The organism is Pedobacter sp. G11, assembly GCF_003860265.1.
Taxonomy (GTDB): Bacteria; Bacteroidota; Bacteroidia; order Sphingobacteriales; family Sphingobacteriaceae; genus Pedobacter; species Pedobacter agri.
In genome coordinates, this window is record NZ_CP034190.1 from 3,044,182 (window position 1) to 3,059,898 (window position 15,717).

Annotated in this window: 12 protein-coding genes; 9 read left to right on the plus strand and 3 right to left on the minus strand. The window is 38.9% G+C overall.

Annotation, left to right across the window (positions count from 1 at the left end):
- The first annotated feature begins 58 nt into the window (after positions 1-58).
- Together trpB and trpA are read left to right on the plus strand one after the other, a co-directional pair.
- Positions 59-1,240: a tryptophan synthase subunit beta gene (gene trpB, locus EA772_RS13310; protein WP_116170035.1), complete on the plus strand. Its 1,182-nt coding sequence runs from the start codon at positions 59-61 to the stop codon at positions 1,238-1,240.
- Positions 1,241-1,317: 77 nt separating this feature from the next.
- Positions 1,318-2,085, plus strand: a complete 768-nt coding sequence (trpA, locus tag EA772_RS13315; RefSeq protein ID WP_124913639.1) for a tryptophan synthase subunit alpha — start codon at positions 1,318-1,320, stop codon at positions 2,083-2,085.
- A gap of 341 nt (positions 2,086-2,426) precedes the next feature.
- Here trpA and EA772_RS13320 read toward each other — a convergent pair whose 3' ends face one another.
- Positions 2,427-2,861: a GNAT family N-acetyltransferase gene (locus EA772_RS13320; protein ID WP_124913640.1), complete on the minus strand. Its 435-nt coding sequence runs from the start codon at positions 2,859-2,861 to the stop codon at positions 2,427-2,429.
- Between the two features lie 662 nt (positions 2,862-3,523).
- Here EA772_RS13320 and EA772_RS13325 point away from each other — a divergent pair.
- The 6 genes from EA772_RS13325 (at position 3,524) to EA772_RS13350 (ending at position 11,397) form a co-directional block, all read left to right on the plus strand.
- A complete protein-coding gene (locus EA772_RS13325; protein ID WP_124913641.1) occupies positions 3,524-4,129 on the plus strand; it encodes a TetR/AcrR family transcriptional regulator in 606 nt (201 codons plus the stop codon).
- A 70-nt stretch (positions 4,130-4,199) separates the two neighbouring features.
- The gene (locus tag EA772_RS13330) at positions 4,200-5,399 is read left to right on the plus strand and encodes an efflux RND transporter periplasmic adaptor subunit (RefSeq protein WP_116170039.1); all 1,200 of its coding nucleotides are present in this window, start codon (positions 4,200-4,202) and stop codon (positions 5,397-5,399) included.
- A 145-nt stretch (positions 5,400-5,544) separates the two neighbouring features.
- Positions 5,545-8,739 (plus strand): efflux RND transporter permease subunit, encoded by a 3,195-nt coding sequence (locus tag EA772_RS13335; protein ID WP_124913642.1) that lies wholly within the window; start codon positions 5,545-5,547, stop codon positions 8,737-8,739.
- On the plus strand, positions 8,726-10,135 hold the full coding sequence (locus EA772_RS13340) for a TolC family protein (protein WP_124913643.1): 1,410 nt from the start codon (positions 8,726-8,728) through the stop codon (positions 10,133-10,135). The genes EA772_RS13335 and EA772_RS13340 overlap by 14 nt, the downstream gene beginning before the upstream one ends.
- Positions 10,136-10,483: 348 nt before the next feature.
- The gene (locus tag EA772_RS13345) at positions 10,484-10,720 is read left to right on the plus strand and encodes a hypothetical protein (protein ID WP_010601776.1); all 237 of its coding nucleotides are present in this window, start codon (positions 10,484-10,486) and stop codon (positions 10,718-10,720) included.
- A 134-nt stretch (positions 10,721-10,854) separates the two neighbouring features.
- The gene (locus EA772_RS13350; protein WP_124913644.1) at positions 10,855-11,397 is read left to right on the plus strand and encodes a Crp/Fnr family transcriptional regulator; all 543 of its coding nucleotides are present in this window, start codon (positions 10,855-10,857) and stop codon (positions 11,395-11,397) included.
- Between the two features lie 399 nt (positions 11,398-11,796).
- On the opposite strand, the gene nhaA is transcribed toward EA772_RS13350, so the two are convergent.
- Complete coding sequence (gene nhaA / locus EA772_RS13355; RefSeq protein WP_124913645.1) at positions 11,797-12,966, minus strand: Na+/H+ antiporter NhaA; 1,170 nt, start codon at positions 12,964-12,966, stop codon at positions 11,797-11,799.
- Between the two features lie 86 nt (positions 12,967-13,052).
- A complete protein-coding gene (locus EA772_RS13360; RefSeq protein WP_010601772.1) occupies positions 13,053-13,673 on the minus strand; it encodes an L-threonylcarbamoyladenylate synthase in 621 nt (206 codons plus the stop codon).
- 84 nt (positions 13,674-13,757) lie between these two features.
- On the opposite strand from EA772_RS13360, the gene EA772_RS13365 reads away from it, so the two are divergent.
- On the plus strand, positions 13,758-15,419 hold the full coding sequence (locus tag EA772_RS13365; RefSeq protein ID WP_010601771.1) for an FMN-binding glutamate synthase family protein: 1,662 nt from the start codon (positions 13,758-13,760) through the stop codon (positions 15,417-15,419).
- Positions 15,420-15,717 lie beyond the last annotated feature (298 nt).

Sequence of the window (15,717 nt, forward strand, 5' to 3'; positions counted from 1 at the left end):
AATAAAAGATTTGATCATTCATTACCATCGGTTTCAACGCTTGGATAATAAAATAAATATGAAATACAAAGTAAACGAAAAAGGATATTACGGTGATTTTGGTGGAGCATACATCCCAGAGATGCTTTATCCAAACGTAGAAGAATTGCGTCAAAACTACTTGAAGATTATTGATGATGCCGATTTTCAGAAAGAATTTCATCAATTATTAAAAGATTACGTGGGTCGCCCGTCGCCATTATATTTAGCGAATCGGTTATCTGAAAGATATGGTGCGAATATTTTCCTAAAGAGGGAAGATTTGAACCATACCGGAGCACATAAAATTAACAATACCATCGGACAGATTTTGCTGGCGGAAAAGTTAGGCAAGAAAAGAATCATCGCCGAAACAGGTGCTGGTCAGCATGGTGTAGCAACGGCTACCGTTTGTGCATTGCGTAACCTGGAATGTGTAATTTACATGGGCGAAGTCGATATTGAGCGACAAGCGCCAAATGTTGCCCGCATGAAAATGTTAGGCGCAAAGGTTGTTCCGGCAAGTTCTGGTAGTAAAACCTTAAAAGATGCAACTAATGAAGCCATGCGTGACTGGATTAATAACCCTGTTGATACACATTATATTATCGGTTCTGTGGTTGGCCCGCATCCTTATCCAGATATGGTAGCGATTTTTCAATCCATCATTTCTGAAGAAACTAAAAAGCAGCTAATAGCGCAAACTGGAAACGACCAGCCTGATTATGTTTTAGCTTGCGTGGGTGGTGGTAGCAACGCCATGGGTATGTTTTATCATTTTATGGATGATGAAGATGTGAAACTCATCGCCGTTGAAGCTGCTGGAAAAGGGGTTTCAAGCGGGTTTTCTGCAGCAACCACTTATCTGGGTAAAGAAGGTGTTTTACATGGTAGCCGAAGTATTTTAATGCAGACAGAAGATGGTCAGGTAGTAGAACCGCATTCGGTTTCAGCAGGTTTGGATTATCCGGGAATTGGCCCTCAACATGCACACCTATTTAAAACCGGTCGTGGTGAATATGTTTCCATTACTGATGAAGAAAGTTTAGATGCAGGCTTATTACTTACTCAATTAGAAGGCATTATTCCTGCAATTGAAAGTGCACACGCATTGGCTTACCTCGAAAAAATGAAGTTTAAAGGTGGCGAAAATGTAGTAGTTTGCTTGTCGGGTAGAGGTGATAAGGATTTGGATACCTATATTAAATATTTTAATTTATAACCCCTAAATCCCCTAAAGGGGACTTTTTAGCGTGGTTTTTTATAAACAATTAAAGCCCCTTTAGGGGTTGGGGTTATATGAACAGAATCAAACAACTCTTCGAAACGAAGAAAAATATATTATCAATTTATTATACCGCCGGTTATCCAAACATTGGGGATACTATCGAGATTGCCGAGGCTTTAGAGAAATCGGGTGCAGACATGTTGGAAATTGGATTTCCGTACTCAGACCCTGTTGCCGATGGTCCGGTGATACAGGCTAGCAGCAAAAAATCTTTAGACCAGGGCATGACTTTGAAGCTACTTTTTGAGCAATTGAAAGACTTGCGTAAAAACGTCACCATTCCGGTTTTGTTGATGGGTTATGTAAATCCCGTTTTGCAATTCGGAGTAGAAAATTTCTGTAAAGCTTGTGCTGAAGTTGGTGTAGATGGTTGCATCGTTCCGGATTTACCGATGGTAGAATACGAAGAGTTTTATAAAGGTTGTTTCGAGGAGCATAATTTGAGTAATGTGTTTTTAATTACCCCGCAAACGGCTGAAGAACGCATTCATAAAATCGATAGCTTAACCAACGGATTTATTTATCTGTTATCTTCATCGGCAACAACAGGTAAAAACCTTGAAGTAGGGGATACTACGGAAACATACTTTGGCAGAATTAAGAACATGAATCTGAAAAACCCAACCATGATCGGTTTCGGTATCAGCGATAAAAAAACGTTCGATAAAGCATGTTCTTATGCAGATGGAGCCATTATAGGAACAGCATTCGTAAAAGCGATTGAAGATGGAAATATTCAGGAAAGTGTGAGTAGTTTTATGAAGAAGTTTAAGGGTTAGGTGTGTTCCCCTCATTGCAAGATTCGAAGCCATTTCTATACAAAAGATGGTTTTTAGTCTTGCAACGATAAATATTTTGAAGCGCAGTACCTGTGTTTCTTGGGTCACCACAGTCCCGCCACCGCTTTAAGTCCTCATTCCGCTGCGCTTCATTGTGGGCTTTCCGCTTTGTCGGGGCTAATTAAGTTAGGCGTGTGCAAATCTGTAAAACGAAAATATAAGTCAATACATGCTCTTTTATCGTTATAATTAAAACGGTCGTCATTGCGAGGTACGAAGCAATCCACTTTAGAAAAGTACTAATTAGAGATTGCTTCGTGCCTCGCAATGACGTAAACGTATTATCTTACCCAATCTTCATAACGCATTTCAAACTTTACCTCGCCTTTATTAACCATTCCTACATGCTTCCAGCCTTGTAATTGGTAAAACTTTTCTGCTTTTGTATTTGGTGCCGTGCCAAGCCAAACTGTTTCTTTTGTTTGAGAGAAGTACCAATCCATCATTAAGCGATGAAGTTCTTTTCCAATTCCCTTGCCCTCAAATTCTGGCCTTAAAAATAAAGCCCAGATATTGTTTTCTTGTAAATCAACAATAGAAAAACCTACACTTTGATTGTCAACTTCGCAAACCCAACCTTTTCCACGTTGTGTAATGAATGCTTCACAATCGGCGTCTGTAACCAATGCAGGGTTTGATAGAGTATTTTCTTTTACAGTGTGTCTTACAATTTGTATTTGAGGGATGTCGGTTGTTTTGGCTTCACGATAAATCATAAGCGAATATAAAGTTTATCTTAAAGTTTTTCAATTCAACCATACTGATGCTAAGCTTTGTTTGGGATGAGGAGTAGCCCTGCGATTTGCAGTTCCTGCTTTGTTTGAAGATTGCTTTCAGCATTTCCAATTTAAAACAAAAATATTGTCTTCCTGAGCTTGTCGAAGGACATATATTTTGTTTTTCCACTATAAGAAATGTCTTCGACAGGCTCAGACTGACACCGACATCGTTAGGTCTTAATATTATAAGTTAGTGGTGTTTTATATGTTAGTGCAATTACCAAGCTATCTAAACCCGACCGAAATGGAAATACTTTTTGTAGCTCTGGTGAGAAAGATTGCTTCATCGTTTCTCCTCGCAATGACGATAATTGATGCAACAATATGCCAAAAAGATTGCAATAAAGGGCGGGACTGCTGTTTCAAAAAAACTACAGATAGTGCTTTCCAACAAAAGAAAATATCATTCTGTCAGGCTCTTTATATGCGACTTAAATATTTCTGAAAATTAATTATTTTTAAAAACCTCGTGTAAACTATCTAAAACTCATATTTAGCATGACAAAATTTCATTTGACAATAGAATGATTGTTGATTTTTAAATTGGTTATACATTTGCTTAACGGTGTTAGATTATTTATCACTAGTTATTCCACATCATGGGAAGTAAAGAAAGAATTCTACGTTTAAAAGAAGAAACCAGAACCAGTATTTTGGATGCAGCCTTGAACATTGTTCAAACGGAAGGGTGGCAGGCTTTGAGTATGCGTAAAATTGCCGACCAGATTGAATACACGGCGCCAATTATTTATGAATATTTCCCGAATAAAGAAGGCATTTTATTGGAGCTAACCAAAAGAGGTTACCAGATTTTAGGTAAAGATATTCGCGAGGCCCGTGATAAACATGAAAACCCGGAAGATAAAATGGAAGCCATGTGGGTAGCCTACTGGAACTTTGCATTTTCTCACAAAGAATTCTATCAACTAATGTATGGGGTTGATATGGTCTGCTGCACTGTAAAAAATTCAATGCAAGAAGCAGAACAGGTTTCGGCGATGCTGGGTGATGTGATTGAATCATTATTTATCAAAAAGCCAGTATCAGAAAACGACATCTGTATGAAGTATTACACTTATTGGTCGATTATTCACGGTTTAATTTCAATTAACCTGGTTAGACCAAATGGAAGAACTACTGACGAACTTAACCAACAAATTTTAAAAGACGCTATTAAAGGAATTACTTTATCTATTAATAGCTAAATTTTTTTACCATCTATTTAACAGTGTTAAATAGTTTATAATCTTTAAATCCACTATAATTTTTAATCATATGAATGCTATCCATCGCTTGTTTATTTTACTTAACACTGTTAAACAGTTTAATAATGTTAAGTCATTGTTAATTTTTTTATCATTTTCCATAATACTGGCAAGCTGTAAATCTTCGCCAGACCAATCTGCGGCTGCACCACCGCCGCCGGTTTTACCTGTAAGTTTGATTAGCGAAAGCTCACAAACTACATACATCGATTATCCTGCTGCCATTCAGGGTGCTGTTGATATTGATGTTCGTCCGCAGGTTAGTGGTTACTTGCAAAGCGTTTTAGTTAACGAAGGTGCTTATGTAAGTGCCGGACAAACACTTTTCAAAATCAATGAAAATCCCTACCGTGAAGCTTTAAATAATGCAAAGGCCAGCTTGCATGCTGCTGAAGCTGCTATTTTAAACGCTCAATTAGAAGTTGATAAACTGACCCCTTTAGTACAGAATAAAGTTGTTTCTGAGTTTCAGTTAAAAACTGCAAAAACGGCTTATAAAATTGCGCAAGCGAATGCAGAGCAAGCTAAGGCAAGTGTTGCATCAGCTCAAATAAATTTAGGTTATACCAATGTTAAGGCTACGGTAAGTGGTTACATCGGTCGTATTCCTAAAAAACAAGGAAGTTTGGTTGCGCCAACTGACCAGGCTGCTTTAACACAATTATCAGACATCCACGAAGTGCATGTTTATTTCTCTTTAGCGGAGAATGATTTTAACAGCTTCAATGCAAACTATCCTGGCAAATCTCCTGCGGACAGAATAAAACATTTACCAGCTGTTGAATTGCTTTTATCGGATAATACCACTTATCCAATTAAGGGTAAAATCGATATGATTGATGGTCAGTTTGATAAAAATACTGGCGCAATCACTTTAAGAGCAAGTTTCCCGAATGCAAATGGCGTGTTACGTTCTGGTAATACCGGCAAAGTTCGTTTGGGTTTACAACATGATGATGCTATTCTGATTCCGCAGGCGGCAACCGTAGAAATGCAGGATAAGGTTTTCGTTTTTGCTCTAAATAAAGGCAATAAAGTAAGCAAAATGCCAATTACCGTAATTGGTAAAAGTGGCAACAATTATCTGGTAAAAGATGGCGTAAAATCTGGCGACCAAATTGTATTGAGCGGCTTAGACCGTTTGCAGGAAGGGCAAGTGATTACACCTGAGAAAGCGACTGATAAGGCAGCGAGTTTGAAGAAAGATTAAAGCTGAAAGACTAAAGCAGAAAGTTCAATGACTAAGGCTGAAAAGTTAAAAGTTGAAAGTCAAAAGTTGAAAGACGAAAATTGTTCTTAAATGCCTTACATGGTAAAAACTGAGAGACTAAAGCAAAAATAAATTAATAGAAATAATGTTTAAGATATTTATACAAAGACCAGTACTGGCTACCGTAATCTCCATCTTGTTGGTAATATTGGGTGTACTAGGTTTAACGAAACTGCCTCTGCAACAGTTTCCTGATATTGCACCACCGTCGGTTTTGGTTACCGCGGTTTATCCGGGTGCAAATGCCGAAACTGTTTTACGTTCGGTAGCACCATCGTTAGAAGAATCTATCAACGGTGTAGAAAACATGACTTACATGAGTTCTACAGCCAGTAATGATGGTTCGTTGGCCATAACTGTTTTCTTTAAACTGGGTACAAATGCCGACCAGGCTGCGGTTAATGTTCAAAACCGTGTGGCGCAGGCAACCAGTCAGCTGCCAGCTGAAGTGGTACAGCAAGGTGTTACCACAGCCAAACAACAAAACAGTTTCATCATGGCCATTGGGATGTACACCGAAGATGAATCGAAATACGACCAGACTTTTGTGGCCAATTATGCGCAAATCAATATCATTCCTGAGATTAAACGTATTCCGGGGGTGGGCTCTGCAGCGATATTTGGTGGTGTAAAAGATTATTCAATGCGTGTTTGGTTAAATCCAACGCAAATGACAACTTATAAAGTTACACCTAATGAAGTGATGAAAGCCATTCAGGATAAAAGTCTGGAAGCAGCACCTGGTAAATTTGGGGAAAAAAGTAAGGAAGTTTTTGAATACGTAATTAAGTACAAAGGTAAATTAACCAAACCAGAAGAATATGAAAATATCGCTATACGTGCCAATGCCGACGGTTCGATTTTACACCTTAAAGATGTTGCCCGTGTAGAATTAGGTGCTTATTCTTACAACAGTATTACGCGTATCAACGGTAAAAAAGCGATTGTAATCGGTATCATTCAGCTGGCTGGCTCTAACTCGAACGATATCCAGGTAGCGATTAATAAAATGATGGAGAAATCTGAAAAGAGTTTTCCGGCAGGGATAAAAAAGAACATTTTTTATAGTACAAAAGTAGCGTTAGACCAATCGATAGAACAGGTAGAGCATACTTTGGTAGAAGCCTTTATTTTGGTTTTTATTGTAGTGTTTTTGTTCCTGCAAGATTTCAGGTCAACTTTAATACCGGCGATAGCCGTTCCGGTGGCTATTTTGGGTACGTTTTTCTTTATGCAGTTATTCGGTTTCTCGATAAACTTATTAACCTTATTCGCTCTGATTCTGGCCATTGGTATCGTGGTGGATGATGCGATTGTGGTCGTCGAGGCGGTGCATGCTAAGATGGAACATAAAGGATTGGGTCCGAAGGCGGCTACACATGAAGCCATGCATGAAATCACTGGAGCCATTATTTCCATTACTTTGGTGATGGCTGCGGTATTCCTGCCTGTTGGTTTTATGGAAGGTTCAACCGGTGTGTTTTATCGCCAGTTTGCTTTCACGATGGCCATTGCGATTGTAATTTCAGCGGTTAACGCTTTAACTTTAAGTCCGGCACTTGCTGCTTTATTCTTAAAAGATAACCATTCCTCACATGGGGAAAAACCTGAGGTTAAACCGAACTTCAAGCAAAGATTTTTCAATGGATTTAACCACAGTTTCAATTCCCTTACCAACCGTTACGTTGGCGGTTTGAAATTCCTTGTTCGCCATAAATGGTTAAGCATGGGTGGTTTAGCCTTTATTACTTTGGCTACAGTTTTCATGGTTAAAACAACTCCGGCAGGATTTATTCCAACTGAAGACCAGGGCTTTATCGCGATTGCCGTAAATACTCCATCAGGAACATCGTTAGAAGGTACCCAAAAGGTAATGACTCAAGCTGAGGATGTGCTTAGTAAACTGGATGCCTCGAGAGATGTGACGGCGATTTCAGGCTTCAACCTGCTAACCAATTCAACAAGTCCATCTTCGGCTGTGGTTTTTGTGCTGTTGAAACCGAATGAAGAGCGTGGTAAGGTTAAAAATATCGAGGAAATTATGAACCAGGTTCGTGGTACTTTGGGTGGCATTTCCGGAGGTAGTTTCTTTGTGTTTAGTTTCCCTACCGTTCCGGGTTTCAGTAATGTAGAGGCTTTGGATATGGTATTGCAGGATAAAACCGGTGGCAAACTTGATAAATTCAGCGGCATTTCGCAACAGTTTATTGGCGAGTTAATGAAACGCCCGGAAATTGCAGTTGCCTTTACCAGTTTTAAGGCAGATTATCCGCAGTTGCAGTTGGATATCAACGATGAAAAAGCCGACCAATTGGGTGTGAATGTGAAAGATATTTTGCAAACCATGCAGACCTATTTTGGTAGTGCACAGGCATCAGATTTTAACCGATTCGGTAAATATTACCGTGTGGTTGTTCAGGCCGATGTACAGGATAGGGCAGACCCATCATCCATCGACCGTGTTTTTGTGAAAAGCAACCGTGGTGAAATGGTGCCAATTAATACGCTGGTAAAATTAAGCCGTATTTACGGTTCAGAAACCGCATCAAGATATAACCTGTTCAACTCGATTTCAATTAATGCAATTCCAAAACCAGGTTTTAGTTCTGGTCAGGCCATTAAAGCGATTGAAGAAGTAGCAGAGCAACATTTGCCGTCAGGTTATAGTTATGAATTCTCCGGACAAACCCGCGAGGAAATCTCTTCAGGTGGACAATCGACAGTGATATTCCTGTTGTGTCTGGTATTTATTTACTTCCTGCTTTCGGCACAATATGAAAGTTATATTTTACCGTTGTCGGTAATTTTATCAATCCCTGCCGGAATATTTGGTGTATTTGTTGCGATTGGCCTAACAGGTATTCAAAATAACATTTACGTTCAGGTGGCACTGATTATGCTCATCGGTTTGCTCGCTAAAAACGCGATTTTAATTGTCGAATTTGCAGTTCAAAGAAGACGTAGCGGACAACCTTTGGTTGCATCAGCTTTGGAAGCAGCAAAATCAAGGTTACGTCCGATTATTATGACTTCGCTTGCCTTTATCGTGGGTTTAATCCCGATGATGGGCGCTACAGGTCCATCGGCACAAGGTAATCACTCTATCAGTATCGGTGCAGCAGGAGGGATGGTTTCTGGAGTAATTTTAGGTTTGTTTATCATCCCGGTACTTTTTGTCCTCTTCCAGGCATTACAAGAAAAAATATCAAGAAAATCAAATGAGGTTGTTCATCATCACCATGAAGAACCTGTAAATCATGTAGTTTATGAAACGGTTTAATATTTTAAGCATCCTGCTTTTAGCTATCATCTGGAGCGGATGTTCAGTTTCTAAAGATTTAGCTTTACCACAGAGTTTAGCGCCAAAAATGTTTAGAAATTCAGTGCCACAAGATTCTTCAAGCGTAGGCGATTTGCCTTTGAAGAGTTTTATTAACGACCTCACCGTACAGAATTTAATTGATACGGCTTTGGTTAAGAATTACGATATGCAAATTGCATTGAAGAATATAGATGCGGCTGAAGTGTTGTTTAAACAATCAAAATTGGGTTATTTGCCTGAACTGAAATTACAGGTGGCGGCAAGTTCAAGTCGCCCATCTGATAACAGTTTAAACGGACTAAGCTTAAACCAATTTACCGGTTCCACACATATCGAAGATTACAATGCCAACCTTGGCGTATTTTGGGAAGCCGATATCTGGGGGAAAATCCGCAATCAAAAAGCTGGCGCCTTAGCCAGTTTTTTGCAAACCGAAGAAGCCCGCAAGGCTGTTCAAACGCGTTTGGTGGCCAATGTTGCACAAGGTTATTATAATCTCCTGATGCTTGATGCTCAACTGGAAATTGCTAAGAAAAATCTGAAACTGAACGATAGTACTTTAAGAATTATCAACTTACAATTTGATGCAGGTCAGGTTACTTCTTTAGCCATTCAACAGGCAGAAGCACAGCAATTAAATGCAGCACAGCTAATTCCTCGTTTGGAACAAAATGTAGCTTTACAAGAAAATGCATTAAGCGTTTTAATTGGTACTTTGCCAAAGGCGATTAACCGTTCGAGTCGCTTAGATAAAATGGCCATTCCTCAGGATTTGAATGCTGGCTTTCCATCAGCTTTGCTAAGCCGTAGACCTGATATTAAATCTGCTGAGTTAGCGTTAAACGTTGCAAATGCTAAAGTTGGTGTAGCGAAAGCGAGTTTATATCCTTCATTAGTAATTACAGCAAGTGGTGGAATTAATTCATTCAAAGCCAGCAATTGGTTTAGTGTTCCAGCATCTTTATTTGGTTTAGTTTCAGGCGGTATCACACAGCCAATTTTTCAACGAGGACAGCTGAAATCTAACTTGGAATTAGCTAAAATCGATAGAGAAAAGACAGTTATTCAGTTTCGTCAGTCGGTGATTAATGCAGTAGGAGAGGTTTCTGATGAATTAACGAAAGTGGAGAAGTTGAAAACCCAATACAGCATCGCTGAGAAAAGGGCACAGACTTTACAACAAGCATCTAAAAACGCAAGTCTGTTATTTAAAAGCGGCATGGCGAATTATTTAGAAGTGATTACTGCACAAGGTAATTTGCTGCAAAGCGAACTGGAATTAACCACAATTAAAACTGAACAATTGAATGCGGTGGTAGGTTTGTATCGCTCGCTAGGCGGCGGGTGGAATTAGCGTATTTGTTCACAAAATAAAGTATTAAGGGCATTTAAGATTTTTCTTAAGTGCCCTTTTGTATAAATATTGGCGATGTGGGCAGCTCGCCTCTACCGAGTAACTAAACTTTTTTTTATCGTCACAAGTTGATCTGTATTCAAGATTGCTTCGCTGGTTTGGTAATAAAGGCGATCAATAATTAATGTTTCCCGAAGCATTTGGAAAATATGAGCCTGATGTAGAAAATTCGTTTGAATAAATTTTGCCCTCGGCTTGACTTATGTCAAGTCGAGGAACAGAAAAAAAATTACTTTGAATGCTTGAACCGTTACGGGTTATATATTTGTTGCCCAAAAGGTTAAACGAATGCTGCGTTTAGGAAAGATTATAAGAATTAGCCAGGCCATTGGTTGGGGCCTAATTAACGACATTAATGATCAGAATATTGGTTTTGAACTGAGCTTAATTAATATGGAATTGGTTGTCGGAGAGAATATCTGGTTCGATATCCAAATTGCCGAAGGCGGTTTAAGTGTTTATTCATTGAAGAAATTACAATTGCTGCCTGTAAAAACTAAACGTTCCATACTGCTATTGAAATAAGGCCGATTTCTGTATCTTTAATTTTTATTACTTTCCTGAGCATGCCGCCAACACACCAATCTATTTCACACAATTTAAATAAGGTTGAGCCTTTTTTGCGATTTCTTTCTGCTCTTGTTGCTCTGCCCGAACAAATGAAGCGAGATATCGCCGCAAAAGTGCTTATTACCACTTTGACTAAAGGGCAGCTGATTAAAACCGATGACATGAGAAACCACATGGTTTTTCTTGCAAAAGGAGCAATCAGAGGATTTATTATGGTTGGCCGGCAAGACGTAACCTTATCCATCAGCTTGGAAAACAATGTTTTAGGTTCTCCAAATGCAGAGATTTTTACCCGAAACGAATATCCGCTAACATTACAGGCCGTAGAGGAGTGCCAATTGATGATGATGCCTTACAGCCTCATTCCTTACCTGCAGGAAAAATATCCATCAATGGCTGTGATCGGTGAACGGTTAACAGGACTTTATTACTATGTAGCAACAGAGCGAAGTTTACTAAGTCGCCTGCCATCTGCACAGCTACGCTATTTTAGATTACTCAAAACTAATCCCGAGTTCTTCAAACGTATACCCTTAAAATATCTGGCATCTTATCTGGTGATGCGTAACGAGACATTAAGCCGTTTAAGAACCAAAAACCGCAGTGCGGGGATCGCTGAGCATGCTGACTAAATGTATCCGTTTTTTGGAGTTTTGTTAACAGTTGATCGTTTCTCGTTCAAAGCAAATCTTTAATTAGAAGATTTCAGGCCATTTAAAATGGTGAAGATGGTTTCTAATATAACCAAAATCCAAGCATATTTTGCTATTTAAACAGAACGAGCTGAAGGTATACCAGCAATCCAGAACCAAATACAAATGCGATCGCTAATATCCATAGATTTGACCTAAACTTTTTGTAATCTTCTACGTTATCGTTTGTTCTTGATTTTTCTGCTTTCTGATAAAGCAAAAAGAAAATAAAAGGGATGAAAAAGATTGCAGCCATAGAGAGAGATTAATTACCCTAAAATACAAAAATATGCTGAACTATAACAGCATTATTTAATTTTTCGTTCTTAACCAGCGGATCTATAACGGTAAGTTTTTTGGATTCTTTACTGATTTTAAAAATAAAAATCCAACCACACCTGATAGTACTGATGCCGTTAATATCGCGAACTTTGCTTCAGCAACATGCAAGCTATCATCAAAAGAGAGCATGGCTATAAAAATCGACATGGTGAAGCCAATTCCTGCTAACATGCCGAGTCCTAAAATATGTTTCCATCCAGCTCCTGTAGGTAAACCTGCAAATTTTAATTTTACCGCCAGCCAGCTAAAAAACGTAACGCCAATTGTTTTGCCTAAGCATAAACCCGTTATAATTCCCAGTCCCAACGGAGAAATTAATCCTGCTAACATTTCTTTTTGAAAGGTAATGTTGGTGTTAGCCAAAGCAAAGACAGGCATGATCAGGTAGTTTACCGGGATTGTTAAGCTATGTTCCAGTTTCTCCAAAGGTGATGGAATATCCGTTTCATTTGTTGGAATCGTAAAGGCCAGCAAAACACCAGAAATGGTAGCATGGATGCCGGAATGATGAATAAAATACCAAAGAAAAATTCCGGGAATTAAATAAAATACCAGATTCTTAACCCCAAAATAATTCATCAGGCACAACAATATCATTATGCCTGTGGCCATTGCAAGATATTCAAAGCTAATCTGATTAGTATAGAAAATGGCAATCACCAAAATAGCACCAAGATCATCAACTATAGCCAGCGCTGCCAGAAAAATCTTTAAACTGGCAGGCACGTTTTTACCCAGCATGGCTATAATGGCGAGGGCAAAAGCAATGTCAGTCGCCATTGGAATTCCCCAGCCACTTTTAGTAACTGTTCCACTATTGAAGATGACGTATATTAGGGCAGGAATGAGCATTCCGCCTAAAGCAGCAATAACGGGCAAAGCTGCGCTTTTTAGTGAAGATAATTCTCCTTCTATCAGTTCACGTTTAATTTCTAACCCCACGAGCAGGAAGAATATAGCCATGAACGCATCATTAATCCAGGCGAGAATACTATAACTTACCACTCCGAAGCCCAATTTAGTTCCTAAAAAAGTTTCGAAAGCAGCTTTAGCCGGAGTATTTGCAATTATTAATGAAATGGCAACACATAGTAAAAGCAGGAAACCTCCAACTTGTCCGGATTTAAAGAATTGTTTAAAAATATTTAGGTTGATGATTTTGGACATGAGGTAAAAGTAAGGGAAATCGAGGTGAATTCGGCTATTTGAATCTTGCTTGAGAATATCATTCCGATCCGCTGATTTTATTTTCCTTAAAGAAAATCTTCAATATTTCCTTTTCCCTCGCGGATTACTTCAAACTCGCCGTTGGTGCAATCAATTACCGTTGATGCATCATTGTCTCCATAGCCGCCATCAATTACCAAATCAACTAAATTTTCATATTTCTCATGAATTAATTCGGGGTCGGTAGAATATTCTATTAACTCATCATCATCTTTTATGGATGTAGAAAGAATCGGATTTCCAAGTTCTTTTACAATGCAACGGGCAATATTGTTGTCTGGCACACGTATACCAACAGTCTTTTTATTCGAGCTTAAAAGTTTAGGGACATTATTGTTGGCATTGAAAATGAATGTGAATGGTCCAGGCAGCGCTTTTTTCAGCACCCTGAACGTCGTATTATCAATAGGCTTGATATAGTCGGAGATATGTTTAAGATCATGGCAGATAAATGAAAAATTGGCTTTTTCTGGTTTAATACCCCTGATGCGGGCAATCTTTTCAATGGCTTTCGGATTGGTAATGTCGCAACCCAAACCATAAATGGTATCCGTAGGATAAATGATTAAGCCACCTTTTTTAAGTACTTCTACCACTTGTTCAATGGCCTTTTCATTAGGGTTTTCCGGATAAATCTTAATTAACATAGCGTAAAAATAACAATTTAATGCTGTCAGTTGTTTAATATTCCTAATCTTTGTATTTAACAAAACATACGCTAATCTATTATTATGAGAAAAGCTTTCGTTGCGATTGCCGCATTTTTAGTTGCCCTTACCATTATGTTAGGGCTTTATCATCCGTTTTTATGGTGGACATTTATTTTTACAGGTCCTTTTGTATTACTTGGTGTTTATGATCTTTATCAGCCTAAACACAGTATCGTAAGAAATTACCCTGTTTTTGGCCGATTGAGATATTTCATGGAAGAACTGCGACCAAAGGTTTACCAATACTTCGTAGAAAGTGATGTTAATGGTACACCTTACAACAGATTAAACAGGTCGTTAATTTACCAGCGTGCAAAAAAAGATAATGACACCATTCCATTTGGTACACAGCTTAATGTTTATGATAACGGTTATGAGTGGTTAAGCCATAGCATTGCTGCTATTTCACACCATGAATTAAATCCCGATCCTCGTGTACTGGTTGGCGGACCAGATTGTAAAAAACCTTATTCAGCGAGTATCTATAATATTTCAGCAATGAGTTTTGGTTCGTTGAGTCAGAATGCAATTCTTGCTTTAAATGGCGGAGCGAAAATGGGTAATTTTGCTCATAATACCGGAGAGGGAGGAATTAGTGATTATCACCGTCAGCCAGGTGGCGATTTAATCTGGCAAATTGGTACCGGTTATTTTGGTTGCCGAAATGAAGATGGTACGTTTAATTATGATGCCTATGCAGAAAGGGCAGTTACTGATCAGGTAAAAATGATCGAGATTAAATTATCTCAAGGGGCAAAACCAGGTCACGGCGGGATGTTGCCGGCAAAAAAGGTTACACCAGAAGTTGCCCGGATTCGTTTGGTACCACAGGGTAAAGATATTTTATCTCCACCAGCGCATTCGGCTTTTAACACGCCCATTGGTTTACTTGAATTTGTTAAAAGATTGAGAGATCTATCGGGAGGAAAGCCCGTAGGTTTCAAGCTTTGTATCGGTCGTAAAAGTGAGTTTTACTCGATATGTAAAGCAATGGTCGAAACCGGCATTTACCCGGATTTTATTACCGTTGATGGGGGAGAAGGTGGAACCGGAGCAGCACCTCAGGAATTTTCAAATTCGGTAGGGATGCCTTTGCGTGAGGGTGTAGCTTTTGTATATGATGTTTTAAATGGCTTCGATTTGAAAAAGCATATCAAAATCATTGCTTCCGGGAAAGTTTCTTCTGGCTTTGATCTTGTAAAAAACATCGCTTTAGGTGCCGATATGTGTAATGCGGCACGTGGAATGATGTTCGCTTTGGGTTGCATTCAAGCCTTGGAGTGTAACAGCAATACCTGCCCAACGGGTGTGGCTACGCAAGACCAAAGTTTAATGAAAGGGCTGGTGGTGGAAGATAAAACCGTTCGGGTGAAAAACTTTCATAACTTAACCGTAGCCAGTGCGGTAGAATTATTAGGTGCCGCGGGTTTAAAAGAGCCTTCGCAATTGAGCCGTGCCTATATTAACAGAAGAGTGAGCCAGAACGTCATGCAATCATATTTGGAAACTTTTCCTTACATACCTGCAGGTAGTTTACTGCAAACGCCCTATCCAACACGCTTCGAACTGGGAATGGCATTGAGCACATCTAAAAGTTTTGCACCAACCGATTATAAAGTTTCAGCGGTTGATTATGCGCATGCAAATTCTTATAACGACACCATGAGTGACGACGGAATATAAATACTTGTTTAAGCTTAACTTTCTAAAGGAGTCAGTTTTCAAAAACTGACTCCTTTTTTTGTTTCATTTGTTGAAGTAATAGTTTTTGTTAGATGCTTAAGCATTGAAAAGAGTGGATCGGTCTTTCTATAGCTTGTCATTTCGCACAACATTAAGAAATCTTTCAGATAAGATTGCCCGGTTTACAAAACCCATAGTTCGCTGCAATCCATTAGAAATTATGATCGTCATCAAAACAAAAAGAGGTCAAGCTTTTTTAGCCTGACCTCTTTGATGTAGTAATTTGTTTACCCTAAAC

Bases quoted from the DNA above. Each gene is read 5' to 3' on its own strand.
- trpB (WP_116170035.1), top strand. From the start codon at position 59: ATGAAATACAAAGTAAACGAAAAAGGATATTACGGTGATTTTGGTGGA.
- trpA (WP_124913639.1), top strand. From the start codon at position 1,318: ATGAACAGAATCAAACAACTCTTCGAAACGAAGAAAAATATATTATCA.
- EA772_RS13320 (WP_124913640.1), bottom strand. From the start codon at position 2,861: ATGATTTATCGTGAAGCCAAAACAACCGACATCCCTCAAATACAAATT.
- EA772_RS13325 (WP_124913641.1), top strand. From the start codon at position 3,524: ATGGGAAGTAAAGAAAGAATTCTACGTTTAAAAGAAGAAACCAGAACC.
- EA772_RS13330 (WP_116170039.1), top strand. From the start codon at position 4,200: ATGAATGCTATCCATCGCTTGTTTATTTTACTTAACACTGTTAAACAG.
- EA772_RS13335 (WP_124913642.1), top strand. From the start codon at position 5,545: ATGTTTAAGATATTTATACAAAGACCAGTACTGGCTACCGTAATCTCC.
- EA772_RS13340 (WP_124913643.1), top strand. From the start codon at position 8,726: ATGAAACGGTTTAATATTTTAAGCATCCTGCTTTTAGCTATCATCTGG.
- EA772_RS13345 (WP_010601776.1), top strand. From the start codon at position 10,484: ATGCTGCGTTTAGGAAAGATTATAAGAATTAGCCAGGCCATTGGTTGG.
- EA772_RS13350 (WP_124913644.1), top strand. From the start codon at position 10,855: ATGAAGCGAGATATCGCCGCAAAAGTGCTTATTACCACTTTGACTAAA.
- nhaA (WP_124913645.1), bottom strand. From the start codon at position 12,966: ATGTCCAAAATCATCAACCTAAATATTTTTAAACAATTCTTTAAATCC.
- EA772_RS13360 (WP_010601772.1), bottom strand. From the start codon at position 13,673: ATGTTAATTAAGATTTATCCGGAAAACCCTAATGAAAAGGCCATTGAA.
- EA772_RS13365 (WP_010601771.1), top strand. From the start codon at position 13,758: ATGAGAAAAGCTTTCGTTGCGATTGCCGCATTTTTAGTTGCCCTTACC.